Below are 14,749 nucleotides of genomic sequence, written 5' to 3'. Positions count from 1 at the left end.
CCGTTGAGGTAAATTTAACTCTCTTGTTAGTCATAAGATAAAGAACTATTCGTGAAAGGAGAGTTTATTAATGACATGGGAATACAAAGTATCGACAGGGGTATTAAGTCACAATGGCGAATTTGTTGCTAACTGCTATAGCGGTGCTGGTGAGTCGAAAGATAAGCCTGAGTGTGAGCGACAACGGAACAAAGGGCCCATTCCACGGGGTATTTATTTTATCGCAGGGTGGAACAACCATAAAAGCGCAGAAGCCATTATTCTTGAACCTATTGCTGGTACCAATACATTTGGTAGAGACCATTTTCAAATCCATGGAGATAAAAAAGGTCAACCACCAGGTTCTGCATCAGCAGGGTGCATCATTATGAACGGCCAGGATAAGCGTCATATGATTTATGAGTCGGGTGACACAATACTGGTGGTGCGGTAATGAAGTATTTGATTGCGCTAATATTCATGTGTTTCCCGATGACTCTCCTGGCCAAAAGCTACACTCCAGCGCAGATTATCCAGATGATAAACGATAAAGGTGCAAGGCGTGTTGTAGCAGAATTGTATGCTAATGATAGCGGTGGGTCAGAATGGTGGAATCATGTTATTCCTGAGATCGGTAAAGGAACTCAGGAATGGTTAGTCGTAGCGAGTGAGCTTGAATCTGGGGTCGATGCCAGTACGGCCGAAGATCTAAAGGCGGCACTTTCTGAAGCCATCCCGCATAATCCAGCGGGTGTTTTGGCAATTTTAAAGGACGATAAACCGTTACTCACTATTGAACAGGTTTGCGCTTTTGCCAATTTCCCCCAGACAGAAGCAGAGAGTAATAAACTTATTGTCGATTCAATCAGGGAGATGTTTAAGATTAAAAATCCGGCGGGTAAAAGATGTCTCGCCGTTATGATCGAAACCGTTGAACACTCTGTTCCATTCGATAAGGATATTTAAATGGCCATTCCAGGATATATGTCATTAATTGACGATGCGGGTAATATTATAAAAGGTAGCGTGAGAGTTAAAGACCGTGAAAATCAGATTGAAGTTTTAGGCCTCTATCATAACGTAAGCTATAACTCTGATCTGCATAATGGCAGAATGTTGAGCAAACGGCAGCATCGTCCATTTCTAATCGAGAAGGAAATTGATGCCTCTAGCGTTCTCCTGTATAAAGCATTGAGCACGGGGGGCACGCTCAGGAAAGCAACTATCGACCTGTATAGAATCAATGATGCCGGGCAAGAAGAAACCTATTTTACGATAACGCTGGAAGCGGTGAAGGTCGTCACGGTGTTTTCAGTGATGCATGACGTGAAAGATACTTACCATGACAAACAAGGGCATCTTGAGCTTGTTGCGCTTCGTTATGAAAAGATTACCTGGCATTACCGTGACGGTAACGTTATTCATTCGGATGACTGGGATTATCGGTTAGGGGCTTGATTAACTGGCTACGGGAGAGAGACGGTTTCCCGTAGCCAGGGTGAAATGTCTGCTGTATTTCAATCTTTTAACCGTGTAATTTGTTTTTTATTGAAAACATTAATGTTTAAGTTCTTAAAGATTTTCCCTTCACCCCAATGCTTAATTGTTGGACGTACTTTACCGATAACGATAATCTCGTCTTTAGCTCCGAGGTTTTCAAAAAAGGTAGTATCGTTACAGGTTAAACCTGGAGCGAAAAACTCTTTGCTTTTATCCTCATGCTCCAGTGTACATAACTCTCCTTTGAGGGAGCAGAAACTGCCTCTTTCAGTATTAATGTGTTTCTGTGCTTGTTTAACAGTAATAAGAATTGCGACGGGATGAGCGATTTTCTCGGCTTTTTTAAAAAGGATGGGATAACGGTCTTCATCATAGAAAAAGTCATTCCAGCTAATTTTCTTGCCGTTATAATCTATCTTCACCAGGTCAGATAGTGTTTTCTTATCGCTACTTTCCTCAATTTTTGCTCTGATTTTGGCAATGCCTGCAGCCGTATTAAAGTAATCAGCGAGACGCTTTTCTGTTTTCTTATATCGAATTCGCTTGCGTGCTTTCTCTTCCGAATCGGCTTCTTCATCTGGTGTAAAACTGGCTTTTCTTAGGGCTGCACTGGCTTCAATAAGGACGTTCATTCGGAAGATAAACGCTGAATCCTGCGCTTCGAGAAGAAGTTTTCCGTCTTCAATATTCTGTGAATGAGCGACAAGAGAAGTGATTGCTGATTTGACGCTGTTTTTACAATCGAAAGTATGTTCCTCGTTTTTCTGTAAACGTAAGAACGCTGAAATATTCTTACCGTTACGTTTGTGAGCCTTGACCCAGCTAATTTTAGCGGGGCAGAACTCACATATCAGCCTGTCTCTTTCACTCTCTTTAATGTCTGCTACAGGAATATGAGAGTGTATATTGCGCGCATCACGCGCGTAAAACATTTTTAATCCTTCTGCCATAACATGCTCCTTATAATCATTGTTGCACCGTAAGAACACTCTTTGCCAAAATGATTTATGAAGTTACATAGAGTGTGCTTTTGATGGAACTGGTAGAAGAGAACTTTGAATGCTGATGTAAAAAAGCCTGCCATTCCGGGAGTAAGTCAGCACGACGGGACATTTCACGTCCAGCAAGCAGTTCAAGAAGTTGCAGTAACCCTTCTTTATCGTCCAGCGCGCGTAGTGTGGCGTCATCATCATTCAGGAATTGATGCCCGCGCTGGGTGGGTTCCCAGGTATTTTTCGGCGTCGTTTCCATCAGTTCGAAAACAGAAGAGTTAAGAAACAAATAGCTACCGTAACTATGACGGGGATTGAGGATGTGGTTATCCTGGTTCCAGATTTTCAGCGCGATCTCAGCGTCTTCGTCTTTCAGGCGTTCCTTGATCCACATATCGGGTTCGGACCAGTCGACCGGGTTTTGCGGCGTGCCGGTTTGTTCCTGAATTGCATTGATCATGTTACGTACAGAATTTACTGAATAGCCGGAGATGGCTTTCATCATTGCCTGAACCTGCGCATAGGTTGGAAAAAGTGGCGTGATGACTTTGTAATTTTTCACGTTGTTCCCTTAACGATTGCTGTGACTTTAGCTTGCCACGTCAGGGAAGAAATACTAATAGCTAAGTCACTTATTTTGTAAGGCAATGAAGGCGTTGTTTTCTATATGGGCAAAACACTATTTGATAGCAGCCGCCACAGCACCCACCCACCAAACCCCATCAGCACGACCCCCGCCGTGCGCTCAATCAGCCACAGCGCACGGCTGAGCTTCTGTTGCACCGCGGGCAGCCCCATCAGTGATACCAGCGCCAGATCCCACACCAGCACCACCATCACCATCCAGACACCGCAGGTCGCCTGCTGCAGTAGCGTGACGTCCGGCCCCAGTAACGCCGTCATCAGCGCCAGATAGAACAGGGCGTTCTTTGGATTTAACAACGCCGAGCCAAGTCCCAGCAGGATCTGCTTACGCAGTGAAGGGAAGCGCTGGTGGGTTTCATTCAGCGCCAGCGCGTGCGGGCGGCTGCGCACCAGATGCGAGCCAATCCACAGCAGGTACAGCGCCCCGCAAAGCTCGATAAGGGTAAACAGCCACGTAAACTGGCGCAGCGCGCTCCAGCCAATAATCACCAGAAGGATATACAACCCGTTGCCCGCGGCGATGCCGATGCACAATCCAGCGCTGCCGCGCACCCGGTAGCGCGCCGCGTAGCCCACCAGCAGGAAGAAATCCGGGCCCGGGCTTAACAGGGCGACAAAATGCGCCAGCGCCAGAGCGAGAAAAGCGGAAGGGAATAACAGTTCCATAGCAACCTCTGTGTAAAAAACCGAGGTCAGACTACGGTGATGCAAACGCTATTTATTGTCCGATATTGATCGGCCCGTGGCGTACTGGCGCGGCGTGGCGGCGGTATAGCTTACAAAGGTCTTATGAAAATGGCTCTGATCGGCAAACCCGCTCTGGTAGCCGACATCGGCAATATCATCCCCGGCGCGCAGCCGCGCTTTGGCGTATTCCACGCGGGAGATGTTGAGAAAGCTGCCCGGCGTGAGGCCAGTGTCCTGCCTGAAGGTGCGGATCAGCGTCTCTTTGCGCAGCGAGAAGCGGTGGGCAAGGTCGTCGAGTGACGGCGGGCTGGTTAAATCGGCAAGAAACGCCTGCTGGATGTGCTGGCTGGTTGAGCGTAGCTCACCCGTGCGGCTGGCGCAGCGCGGAAGGGCAGCAATCAGCATGTTCAGGGAATTAGCCGACATGTTCTCAACAACGTTCAGGTAAAGAGCAAACAGCGTGCTGTCGCGAATGACCTGTTCTGCCAGGGGATAATCCGTGTCGATATAGAGCATATGATAGCTGCGGGGCTGTCCCGCAACGGGGTTGCAGCTGTGCGGCACATGCGCCGGGATCACGATGAGATCGCCTGGGCGGAGGATGTACTGCGTGTCATTGCACCGGCAGCAGGTCTGGCCTTCCACTATCGCGCCAATCGAGAGTTGGGGGTGACAATGACGTTTATACGCCACGGTACTCTGCCAGGTGCTGCGCAGCTCAAGGCCCGGAAGGCGGTTAAAGGTCTGGCGGATGTGTCGGGTATGGGTCATAGGCGCTCCTGTCAGGAACATTTTTATACCATGCCCTGGCCCCACTAAGAACCTTCCGGATATACCCAACTTTACGTCCATCACCCGTCATGTTGTCTACCCTTACTACCCTAAGCGGTAAAACATGGAGATTCGATATGGCTTATCAGACAGTAAATCCTGCCACCAACCAGCTCATCAAAGAATATCCCTCTCATACCGACGCGGATATCGAAGCGGCGCTGAAAGCGGCCGACGCCCTTTACCATTCGCAGTGGGCGAAAGGTGATATTGATCAGCGCCTGCCGGTGCTGCATAAGCTTGCCGACCTGATCGACGAACGCACCGAGGAGCTGGCTAAAATTGCCAGTCAGGAGATGGGTAAGCTCATCGAACAAAGCCGCGGCGAGGTGAAGCTGTGCGCGCAAATCGCCCGCTACTATGCCGATAACGCGAAGCAGTTCCTGGCCCCGGTGAAGTACCCGTCTGAACTCGGGGAAGCGTGGGTGGAGCATCACCCCATCGGCGTGCTGATGGCCGTGGAACCGTGGAATTTCCCGTATTATCAGCTGATGCGTGTTCTGGCACCGAACCTGGCGGCGGGTAATCCGGTTCTGGCTAAACATGCCAGCATCGTGCCGCACTGTGCCGAAACCTTCGCCCATCTGGTGCGTGAGGCAGGGGCGCCGGAAGGGGCGTGGACCAACCTCTTTATCTCGTCTGAGCAAGTGGCGAACATTATCGCTGACGACCGCGTACAGGGGGCCGCGCTAACCGGCTCTGAGAAAGCGGGCAGCGTGGTGGCCGCGCAGGCGGCGAAGCACATCAAGAAATCCACCCTTGAGCTGGGTGGTAACGATGTTTTCGTGGTGCTGGACGACGCGGATCTCGATAAAGCGGTGAAGACAGGCGTGAGCGCGCGACTCAACAACGCCGGTCAGGTCTGTACCGCAGCGAAGCGCTTTATCCTGCATGAGAAAATTGCCGATGCTTTCCTGAGCAAACTCACCGACGCCTTTAAGCAGGTGAAAATTGGTGACCCGCTGGATGAAAGCACCACGCTTGGTCCACTGTCGTCTAAAGATGCGCTCGAAACGCTGACAAAACAGGTCAACGAGGCGGTGAAAAAGGGCGCGACGTTACACTATGGTGGTAAACCGGTGCAGCGCGACGGGAGCTTCTTTGAGCCGACGATCCTGACGAATATCTCCCGCGACAACCCGGCGTACTTCGAGGAGTTCTTCGGCCCGGTGGCGCAGATATATGTGGTGAAAAACGATGACGAGGCGGTCGCCCTGGCGAACGACTCTCACTACGGACTGGGCGGTGCGGTGTTCAGTCAGGATATTGAACGCGCTAAGAAAATGGCGTCGCGGATTGAGACCGGGATGGTGTATATCAACTGGCTCACCGATACCGCGCCAGAGCTGCCGTTCGGCGGCGTGAAGCGCTCCGGTTACGGACGCGAGCTGTCGGATCTGGGGATCAAAGAGTTTGTAAACCAGAAGCTGGTGGTGGTGCGAAAGTAAGCGGTAATAAAAAACCTGCCAGCCGGCAGGTTTTTTTTAGAGATTATTGCACTTCAATTTTATCCCAGCCGCTTTTGAACATGCAGCTGTCTACGAGGGTCGCCCTGCGATCCTCATTAGCGTCTTCAACCGTGTAGCTCGTGGAAATATCCTTTTTCTTGTTCTTCAGATCCGTTTTTTCCGAGTCCGAACCGGTCACGACGTTATCCGGGGGCAGATCGATCAGCGCCTGCGCTTCACATTCCGTGAGCTTTTTGTTCATTTCAGCGTCGCTGACGCCCGGTTTCACCCATTTGTACTGGACGCAGCCGGTGAGCAGAAGCGTGAGGCTCAGAACGCAAAGCGCGGTAATGCGGTGTTTCATCAGAAGGTGACTCCACCGCCAACATAGGCACCGTCAATCAGGGTGTGGCCTGGACGACCGTCTTTACCATCAACGCTCACGTGGCGGTAACCCACTTTCAGGGTCACAGGTGTAACTGGCGTCCAGCTTACGCCGCCGTTGGCTTCAACGTAGTTTTTCACGCTGTTGTTCATCCCTTCTGGTGCCACGTAGCCCTCACCATACAGATGAATGCTGTCGGTCAGGGCAACGTTTACGCCGCCACCAATCGGGAACGCCACGCCGTTATCGCCTTTTTTCGGGCCGATATAGATAGCTTTTGCGCCCGCGTTCAGCATGACCGGGCCAAGACCCAGGTTATACCCCGCACCTACACCGCCGGTCTGCGTACCGTCATCGGTGTTTTTCAGCCAGTTGCTTTCCACATACAGGCCGGATGAGGATTTACCCATCTCCAGGTTGAGGTTGGTGAAGTTTTTACCCTGCTCAACGCTGCCACCCAGAGCCAGTGCAGAACCCGATACAGCAGTCAATGTAGTCAAAAGAAGGATATTCAGTTTTTTCATCTCATATGCCTCGTCATCAATTTAATCTGGGCGCACCTTAACAAGCGATGTTAATGACTGCAAATGTGATGAAAGTCGCCGTTTTATGCTGAGTTTGTTAATTTTTTAATTTGGAGGTGTTGCGAGAGTGTTGGGTTGCGAAGCCGTCAACGGGTAATGATTTGGCGTTTAGAAAGTGTTTATTTTTTTAGCTAAACATAATCTGAACGAGAGCAGAAAGAGTGGTTCGCAGCGAATTAATTGGGTTTCTAATAATTTCCAGAAATGTTTCCACTGTTACAGATAACAACAGAGCTTTACATTTCTTTGGCGCTCCGGCCCGCGCAATGTTGCCATTCGATGTCATTTTCCTGACACGTTTCTTCTTTACGGTGTGAGCTTCACTTTATGGATGCTAACAATATGAAAAGAAAAATTATTCCTGTGCTAATCGGTTGTGCGCTCTCTTTCTCGGCCCTCGCGGCGCAGCCTACGGCTGAGCACTATGTCGTCAGTTTTCCTGAAGGTACGCACGTGAACTACACCGGCGCGTTTGCCAGTGCCTTCCCGAACAGCCTTCCGGTTGGGATAGGTTCTGGCCTGCTGTTTACCGGTAAACAGGGCGATGCCCTGACCTTCGCAACCATTACCGATCGCGGTCCGAACGCGGATTCACCGAAAGTGGGTAAAAACGAAGCCAAAATTTTCGTTACGCCAGATTTCGCGCCGCTGCTGATGACGATTCGTGTTCAAAACGGCAAAGCGGAGGCCATTGATGCCCGTCCTTTGCATGACGATAAGGGCGAGATTAACGGTCTGCCGCTGCAAAGCGACGTGATTGGCTCCACCAATGAAGTGGCCTTCAGCGACACGTTAAAGGCACTGAAGGGCGACAATCGCGGGCTGGATACGGAAGGTATCACCCCGGACGGTAAAGGCGGTTTCTGGCTGTGCGATGAGTATGGTCCGTTCCTGATTAACATCGACAGTAAAGGGAAAATCCTGGCGATCCACGGCCCTCAGGCGGCGGAAGGGGAAAAAGCGATTGCGGACGGTTTGCCAAATATCCTCAAATGGCGTCAGGCGAACCGGGGCTTTGAGGGCCTCACCCGTATGCCGGACGGGCGCATTATTGCTGCCGTGCAAAGTACGCTGGATATCGACGGCAAGAGCAAGAAAAAGGCGCTGTTTACGCGTCTGGTGAGCTTCGACCCGGCAAGCGGAAAAACCGCGATGTACGGTTATCCCATCGACAGCGCGGCCTACAGCAAAAACAGCGACGCTAAAATCGGCGACATCGTGGCGCTCGATAACCAGCACATCCTGCTGATTGAACAGGGGAGTGATAAAAACGACGGAATGCGTAACCTGATTTACAAGGTCGATCTCAGTAAGGCGAGCGACCTGTCAGGCTTCGACAAGCCGGGCGAATATCCAGAGTTTGATGATGAAAAAACCCTGGCACAGCGCGGCATTACCCTTGCGCAGAAAACGCAGGTTGTTGATCTGCGCGCCCTGGGCTGGCAGCAGGAAAAGGCCGAAGGGCTGGCGCTGATCGACAGCAAAACGCTGGCGGTGGCGAACGATAACGACTTTGGCGTGAAAGTGGCGATGCAACATCCGGTCGAGGGCAAGAAGCTCAAGGACTATCGGGTGAACGCGGAAGGAAAGTTGACGCTGGATGATAAGCCGGTTGAGACGACCCTCAGCGTGAAGCCGCTGGAGAAACCGGAGTCTGACAGTGAGCTGTGGATTGTGACGCTGCCGGAGGCGTTGGATTGAAAACGAGCGGCTTGCTGTAATCCACCAGCCATGAAGTACTAAAGCACTACAGTTATGTGAAAGTGATTGCAGTGCTTTTTTATTTACTTTTCATATGGATATGATTAAATTTTCTTTATACTTCTTAGGCTTAGCCTGTTTTTTAAACAAAATAGAGAAAGTACTGGGGAAGAAACTTATAATTTGTTATCGTATGTATTATAAGTATTTTTGAACTATATAGATAATTATGAATCCGACTACTCTTAATTTAAACGAATCTTTATTGAACTTGCAAATATTGGATTTTAATTTAGATACTGAAGTCCCGTACTCTGCAGTTGTTTATGGCGTTGATGGCAATTTTTTGATGCACTGTGGGATTTCGTTGTTATCTATAGTTCAAAATACACCGGAAAAAACGTTACATTTTTTCATTATTACTGATCAAAATAATGAGGTTGAATTTGCCAGGTTGCAATCCGTCATAGAAAATACGCAGCATGCGCTTACGATTATTATCATCTCTGCTGAAACGCTGACTATTTTGCCTAAGACATCAGTTTTCCCTGTTGCAATTTATTTTCGTCTTTTAGCTCCATATTTAATTAAAAATTATCGATATTTATTATATATTGACGCTGATATTGTAGCATTGAATAGCATTTCTGATTTATTAGAGGACTATAAACCTCAAGATCATATTTGTTGCGCAGTCAAGGAACCAGAGCAGCAATTGCTATTATCAAAATCTATTAATATTTCGTATGGCGATTATTTTAACTCGGGTATGCTCTATATCGATGCTCTGAATTGGAATGAAAACAATATTTCGCAAAAAGTTATTGAGTGTTTGTTGGAAAGGAGATCTGAATTTAAGTATTTTGATCAGGATGCCCTAAATGTTGTTCTACATAAAAGAGTTATGTTTGTTGATGGAAAATATAATCGGCAAATTAAGACGGGGCATAAGAGTGCAGATTTTATGTGTGAACCACCTCAAGAAACAATTTTTCTGCATTATGTTGGTAGTGATAAACCATGGCAACTTTGGAATCAACAGAATATTAGTGCTCACTATCGCAAGTATAAAAAATTATCCCCCTGGCGTGATGTTGCGGATGTTGAACCACGTTGTGCTAAAGAATTAAAGAAATACTATAAAATGCTCCTTATCAAAAAACAGTTTGTTGAGGCTTTCTATATTTTTATTAAATATCATTTTGTACGTCTCCTTGAAAAGAAGGCAAAAAAGTCATGTTAAGTCGTGCGTATATTAAAAAGTTAAACGTAAATCTTATTTTCATTCTTATTGTGTTTTCTATTGGTAGCGATCTTTTCATAGAGGCATATCCAAGAAAACTATTCTATATTAGTTGCTATCTTTCTATTTTGGGACTTGTTTTGTTGGAGAGTTGGAACCACTTTCGTCAGTGGTTGTTTAATAATAGAATAGCTATGGCTTTTATATTAAGTATTGTGCTTCTTGGGGCCAGTAAGTTGATATGGTCTATAAGTTATTCGTCAGCGCATTTGCAAGATATAAAGGATAATTACTATGCTGGTGGAAAGTTGCTTATCCTGGCTGGTCTAATAGCTTTTTATTTGCTTAAATCTGTTAGCGAGATAACTGTTCAAACTTGGAAATTTGCTGCTTGCATTAGCCTCGTGTTAGGTATAATTACAGTTTGGTTCGGTTATCAACAACAAGCTATAGGTGTAAATAGAATCAAACTTTTGGCCGATGCGGCAACAACAACTGCTTATATAATGGTTATTCAGTCAATAGTTTGCATGTCTTTATTAAAAAAAACTATCGCAAATCCGTCGTGGCGGATGTTAAGTTTTGCGGTAACATTTATTGTGTTTTCTTATTTGTTATTAATGACTGAAACCCGTGGTGCCATAGGTACTTTTTTTATTGTATGCTGCGTTTTTGCCTGTATTGAGCTTAGAAACGTAAAATTTCGATATTGGTGTCTGGCTGTATTGACGATATCGGTTATTGGAGGTGGCATAGCCTATAAGATGCAAAAAAGAATTGTTGAGGCATATGATAATATACAGCAACTTCAAAACGATAATGCTAATACATCATTGGGAGCACGTTTTGTAATGCTCGATGCAGGATTTCATGTAGCAAGCGTTTCTCTTTTTGGTCAGGATGCTGAAGATCGTTATAATAAAGCAAAGCTATATATTTCGGAAAATTACAAAAGTCGAGAGGCAATCCGAGTTATTAAGTATCATTTTCATAATGAAATAATAGAAAGCTTTAGTTTGCAAGGGGTTTTTGGAGTTTTTTCTCTGGTTTTATTCTATATTAGTGGCGTCGTGGCATCATTTGTAAAAAATAACCGACTAAATTCTGGATTGCTGCTTTATATTACAGCGCTACTCTTGATGGGACTCACTGATGTCCTGCTCATTCAACGAAATACGGCTATGGTGATTGGTGCTTGTGCAGTAGTCTTACTTCTCTGCCAGAGTGCGAAAAATAAAAATTTTACAAACCTTGATCGTTAGGTTAAACAGGGTCACTTGTATGTGACCCTGAATTATCTTATTTCCGCAGACCCGCAAACGCCGCCCGAATTTCTTCTTCCGGCAACTGGATGCCAATAAACACCATCACGCTGCGCGGTGTCTCATCGCCCCAGGGTCTGTCCCAGTCCGCGCTGTACAGTCGCTGTACGCCCTGGAACAGCAGGCGGTTTGGTTCGCCGTCGATCCACAGCATGCCCTTATAGCGCAGCAGCTTATCGGCAAACGACAGGAGCAGGTTCTCCATCACGCGGGAGACCTCGCTGATATCCACCGGATAATCCAGCTCCACCACAATCGACGCCACGTCGTTCTGCTTATCCGCCATAAAGTGAAAACGCGGTGTTGAGGTGACATGCTCTTCCAGCATAAAACCGTTGGTGTTGAACAGCTGAGACAGGTCGATATCGCCGTGCGTCACGGTGTAGACCGGTGCGCGGGCGTTGATACGTGCCAGGCGCTCGCGCAGTTTTTCGCTCTCGCCCGCCACGTCGGTTTTGGTCAGCAGAATACGGTCAGCGTAACCCACCTGAGACTGGGCGATGGTGAACTGGTTCATCTGATCGTCGGCGTGAACCGCGTCGACCAGGGCAATCACGCCGTCCAGCAGGTAGCGCTGGCAAAGGATGTCATGCGAGAAAAAGGTCTGAATAATCGGGCCGGGATCGGCCATGCCGGTGCATTCAATCACCAGGCGGTCAAAGTGGATGTCCCCACGATCGCGGCTGTCGAGCAGGTCCAGCAGGGCATCTTCCAGTTCGTTAGAGCGGGTACAGCAGATGCAGCCGTTGGTCAGGGTTTTGATCTGCGTGGCGCGATCGCCAATCAGCTGGTCGTCAACCGAGACTTCGCCGAATTCGTTTTCGATCACGGCGATTTTGAAACCGTGCTGCGCGTTCAGAATGTGGCGCAGCAGGGTGGTTTTACCGGCGCCGAGGAAACCGGTCAACAGGGTGACGGCAATCGGGGTCATGGTCTCTCCTTTAGCAGCAGCGGACGCCGCCTTCTCCACTTCCGCCGTAGCGCGCTTCCTGACGCTCGCGGAAGAATTCAGTGTAGGTCATGTAAGGCTTATCCGGATGGTTGGTTTTCATATGCTCAACGTAGTTGTCATAGTCCGGAATGCCAATCAGCATTTTCGCTGCCTGACCGAGGTATTTTTTTGCTTCGCCTAAGTTACCAAACATAACCTGTCCTGATAAGAAAAAGCCCGGCGATGTGAGTCCGCTGGGCTTGTGTTCCCCTCACCCCAGCCCTCTCCCAAAGGGAGAGGGGGAGGATTGCGGATTAATGGTGCGAAGAGGTCTTCACGCCGCCTTCCGGCACCGGCACGTACGGGGTCTCTTTGTCCGTACGACCTTCAGCGTTACGCACTTTCATCCAGGTTTTGATGCCGTAGAAGATGATGCTGTACACCACCACCAGGAACAGAATGCTCAGACCCGCGTTGGTGTAGTTGTTCACCACGATATGGTTCATGTTGGCAATCTGCTGAGCGGTGAGATCCGCGCCACCGGCGGCAATTTTCGCTTTGTACTGGTTAGCCATGAAGAAGAAACCTTCCAGCTGCGGGTTGGCGCTGAACAGTTTCAGACCCAGCGCCCAGGTGGTGCAGAGCAGCAGCCACAGTGCAGGCACCACGGTGACCCAGATGTATTTGGTGCGTTTCATCTTCACCAGTACCACGGTGCCGAGCACCAGGGCAACGGCGGCCAGCATCTGGTTAGAGATACCGAACAGCGGCCACAGGCTCTTCACACCGCCGAGTGGGTCAACAACGCCCTGATACAGCAGGTAACCCCACAGGCCAACGCAGCCCGCGGTACCCAGCACGCCCGCCACCAGAGAGTCGGTTTTCTTCAGGAATGGCACGAAGTTACCCAGCAGATCCTGCAGCATAAAGCGGCCTGCACGGGTACCGGCGTCCAGTGCGGTGAGGATGAACAGCGCTTCGAACAGAATACCGAAGTGGTACCAGAAGCCCATGTCCGCCCACGGCAGCACTTTGTGGAACACGTGTGCGATACCTACCGCCAGCGTCGGTGCGCCACCGGCGCGGTTCAGCACGGACGGTTCGCCGATGTCTTTCGCGGTCTGCATGATCTGTTCAGGCGAAATCACAAAGCCCCAGGAGCTGACGGTCGCCGCCGCGTGGGCGCTGGCGTCTTTCAACTGCGCCATGATCAGCGCCGCATTGTCACCGCCCATCTCATGCAGGTTTGGCATGGTGATGCCCAGGCCCGCCGGCGGGGTGTTCATCGCGAAGTAGAGACCCGGTTCGATGATGGACGCAGCAACCAGCGCCATGATCGCCACGAAGGATTCCATCAGCATGGCGCCGTAACCGATCAGACGCGCGTCTTTTTCGTTCGCCAGCAGCTTAGGCGTAGTACCGGATGAGATCAGGGCATGGAAGCCAGATACCGCACCGCAGGCAATGGTGATGAACAGGAACGGGAACAGAGCCCCTTTCCACAGTGGACCGGTACCGTCGATGTACTGGGTCACCGCGGGCATTTTCAGATCCGGGTTAATCAGGAGGATGCCGATCGCCAGACCGACAATCACGCCGATTTTCAGGAAGGTCGCCAGGTAGTCACGCGGGGCCAGAATCAGCCAGACCGGCAGCAGCGCGGAGATAAACGCGTAACCAATCAGCGCGAAGGTGATGGTGGTGTCTTTGAAGGTCAGCGCCGGGCCCCAGTATGGGTCATGCGCAATCACGCCACCAAAGTAGATAGAGGCCACCAGCAGCACAATCCCGATTACCGACACTTCGCCCACGCGACCCGGGCGGATAAAGCGCATGTAGATCCCCATGAACAGCGCAATCGGCACGGTAGAGCAGACGGTGAAGACCCCCCACGGACTTTCCGCCAGCGCTTTCACCACGATTAATGCCAGCACCGCGAGGATGATGATCATAATCAGGAAGCAGCCGAACAGCGCGATGGTACCCGGCACGCGGCCCATCTCTTCTTTGACCATCTCACCCAGAGAGGCACCGTTACGGCGAGAAGAGATAAACAGCACCATAAAGTCCTGCACCGCACCCGCCAGCACCACGCCGGCCAGCAGCCACAGGGTGCCAGGCAGGTAGCCCATCTGGGCAGCCAGTACCGGGCCGACCAGCGGGCCAGCGCCTGCAATAGCGGCAAAGTGGTGACCAAACAGCACATAGCGGTTGGTTGGCACATAGTTCAGGCCGTCATTGTTAATGACTGCCGGGGTGGCACGCGTCGGGTCGAGCTTCATGACCTTCTGCGCAATGTATAAGCTGTAGTAGCGATAAGCCACAAGATAGACGGAAACCGACGCCACCACGATCCACAGGGCGCTTACGTGTTCGCCCCGGCGTAATGCGACAACCGCCAGACAGAAAGCGCCGAGGATCCCGAGTAAGGCCCAGGGCACGTGCTTCAGTAGTTTTTTAGTATCCATAGTAAGACCTGGTTTTTTATGTAAAGAAAAAAG

15 protein-coding genes and 1 pseudogene are annotated in these 14,749 nt (G+C 49.7%); 7 read left to right on the top strand and 9 right to left on the bottom strand.

What is annotated here, in order from left to right:
- The first annotated feature begins 70 nt into the window (after positions 1-70).
- Genes NQ842_RS21210 through tssD form a run of 3 tightly spaced genes read left to right on the top strand, consistent with a single transcriptional unit; the run spans position 71 to position 1,437 of the window.
- Positions 71-433, top strand: coding sequence for a tlde1 domain-containing protein (locus tag NQ842_RS21210; protein WP_072057279.1), 363 nt, complete (start codon positions 71-73; stop codon positions 431-433).
- Positions 433-945 carry a hypothetical protein gene (locus NQ842_RS21205; RefSeq protein ID WP_248060537.1) on the top strand — a complete coding sequence of 171 codons (513 nt, stop codon included), beginning with the start codon at positions 433-435 and terminating at the stop codon, positions 943-945. Before NQ842_RS21210 ends, NQ842_RS21205 begins: the two co-directional genes overlap by 1 nt.
- The gene (gene tssD, locus NQ842_RS21200) at positions 946-1,437 is read left to right on the top strand and encodes a type VI secretion system tube protein TssD (RefSeq protein ID WP_014830521.1); all 492 of its coding nucleotides are present in this window, start codon (positions 946-948) and stop codon (positions 1,435-1,437) included. It begins immediately after the preceding gene.
- A 59-nt stretch (positions 1,438-1,496) separates the two neighbouring features.
- Here the strand turns inward: tssD and NQ842_RS21195 are convergent, their stop codons facing one another.
- The 4 genes and pseudogenes from NQ842_RS21195 to NQ842_RS21180 all read right to left on the bottom strand — a co-directional run bounded on the left by NQ842_RS21195 (position 1,497) and on the right by NQ842_RS21180 (position 4,574).
- Complete coding sequence (locus NQ842_RS21195; RefSeq protein ID WP_257256285.1) at positions 1,497-2,429, bottom strand: hypothetical protein; 933 nt, start codon at positions 2,427-2,429, stop codon at positions 1,497-1,499.
- A 67-nt stretch (positions 2,430-2,496) separates the two neighbouring features.
- Positions 2,497-3,033 (bottom strand): annotated as a pseudogene (locus NQ842_RS21190) (restriction endonuclease); the annotation flags it as partial.
- A gap of 101 nt (positions 3,034-3,134) precedes the next feature.
- On the bottom strand, positions 3,135-3,782 hold the full coding sequence (locus tag NQ842_RS21185) for a LysE family translocator (RefSeq protein WP_257256284.1): 648 nt from the start codon (positions 3,780-3,782) through the stop codon (positions 3,135-3,137).
- Positions 3,783-3,830: 48 nt separating this feature from the next.
- Positions 3,831-4,574, bottom strand: a complete 744-nt coding sequence (locus NQ842_RS21180; RefSeq protein WP_046889391.1) for an AraC family transcriptional regulator — start codon at positions 4,572-4,574, stop codon at positions 3,831-3,833.
- 137 nt (positions 4,575-4,711) lie between these two features.
- On the opposite strand from NQ842_RS21180, the gene NQ842_RS21175 reads away from it, so the two are divergent.
- A complete protein-coding gene (locus NQ842_RS21175; protein ID WP_257256283.1) occupies positions 4,712-6,082 on the top strand; it encodes an NAD-dependent succinate-semialdehyde dehydrogenase in 1,371 nt (456 codons plus the stop codon).
- Positions 6,083-6,125: 43 nt separating this feature from the next.
- On the opposite strand, the gene NQ842_RS21170 is transcribed toward NQ842_RS21175, so the two are convergent.
- Positions 6,126-6,446, bottom strand: a complete 321-nt coding sequence (locus NQ842_RS21170) for a hypothetical protein (protein ID WP_013095439.1) — start codon at positions 6,444-6,446, stop codon at positions 6,126-6,128.
- A complete protein-coding gene (locus NQ842_RS21165; RefSeq protein WP_047360259.1) occupies positions 6,446-6,991 on the bottom strand; it encodes a YfaZ family outer membrane protein in 546 nt (181 codons plus the stop codon). The genes NQ842_RS21170 and NQ842_RS21165 overlap by 1 nt, the downstream gene beginning before the upstream one ends.
- Before the next feature lie 402 nt (positions 6,992-7,393).
- Between NQ842_RS21165 and NQ842_RS21160 the strand changes: the two genes are divergently transcribed.
- The 3 genes from NQ842_RS21160 to NQ842_RS21150 all read left to right on the top strand — a co-directional run bounded on the left by NQ842_RS21160 (position 7,394) and on the right by NQ842_RS21150 (position 11,257).
- A complete protein-coding gene (locus NQ842_RS21160; RefSeq protein ID WP_257256282.1) occupies positions 7,394-8,752 on the top strand; it encodes an esterase-like activity of phytase family protein in 1,359 nt (452 codons plus the stop codon).
- 229 nt (positions 8,753-8,981) lie between these two features.
- On the top strand, positions 8,982-9,995 hold the full coding sequence (locus NQ842_RS21155; RefSeq protein WP_083021561.1) for a glycosyltransferase family 8 protein: 1,014 nt from the start codon (positions 8,982-8,984) through the stop codon (positions 9,993-9,995).
- On the top strand, positions 9,989-11,257 hold the full coding sequence (locus NQ842_RS21150) for an O-antigen ligase family protein (RefSeq protein WP_257256281.1): 1,269 nt from the start codon (positions 9,989-9,991) through the stop codon (positions 11,255-11,257). The genes NQ842_RS21155 and NQ842_RS21150 overlap by 7 nt, the downstream gene beginning before the upstream one ends.
- Positions 11,258-11,294: 37 nt before the next feature.
- Here NQ842_RS21150 and yjiA read toward each other — a convergent pair whose 3' ends face one another.
- The 3 genes from yjiA to NQ842_RS21135 form a co-directional block, all read right to left on the bottom strand.
- Positions 11,295-12,248: a GTPase gene (gene yjiA / locus NQ842_RS21145; protein WP_194516628.1), complete on the bottom strand. Its 954-nt coding sequence runs from the start codon at positions 12,246-12,248 to the stop codon at positions 11,295-11,297.
- A gap of 10 nt (positions 12,249-12,258) precedes the next feature.
- Positions 12,259-12,462, bottom strand: coding sequence for a YbdD/YjiX family protein (locus NQ842_RS21140; RefSeq protein WP_003856610.1), 204 nt, complete (start codon positions 12,460-12,462; stop codon positions 12,259-12,261).
- Between the two features lie 100 nt (positions 12,463-12,562).
- Positions 12,563-14,716, bottom strand: coding sequence for a carbon starvation CstA family protein (locus NQ842_RS21135; protein WP_014830529.1), 2,154 nt, complete (start codon positions 14,714-14,716; stop codon positions 12,563-12,565).
- Positions 14,717-14,749: the final 33 nt, after the last annotated feature.

The sequence above is a fragment of the Enterobacter cloacae complex sp. R_G8 genome, assembly GCF_024599795.1.
GTDB lineage: Bacteria > Pseudomonadota > Gammaproteobacteria > Enterobacterales > Enterobacteriaceae > Enterobacter > Enterobacter dissolvens.
The sequence above is the reverse complement of the archived record's forward strand: the minus strand, read 5'-3'. Positions and strand labels throughout refer to the sequence as shown.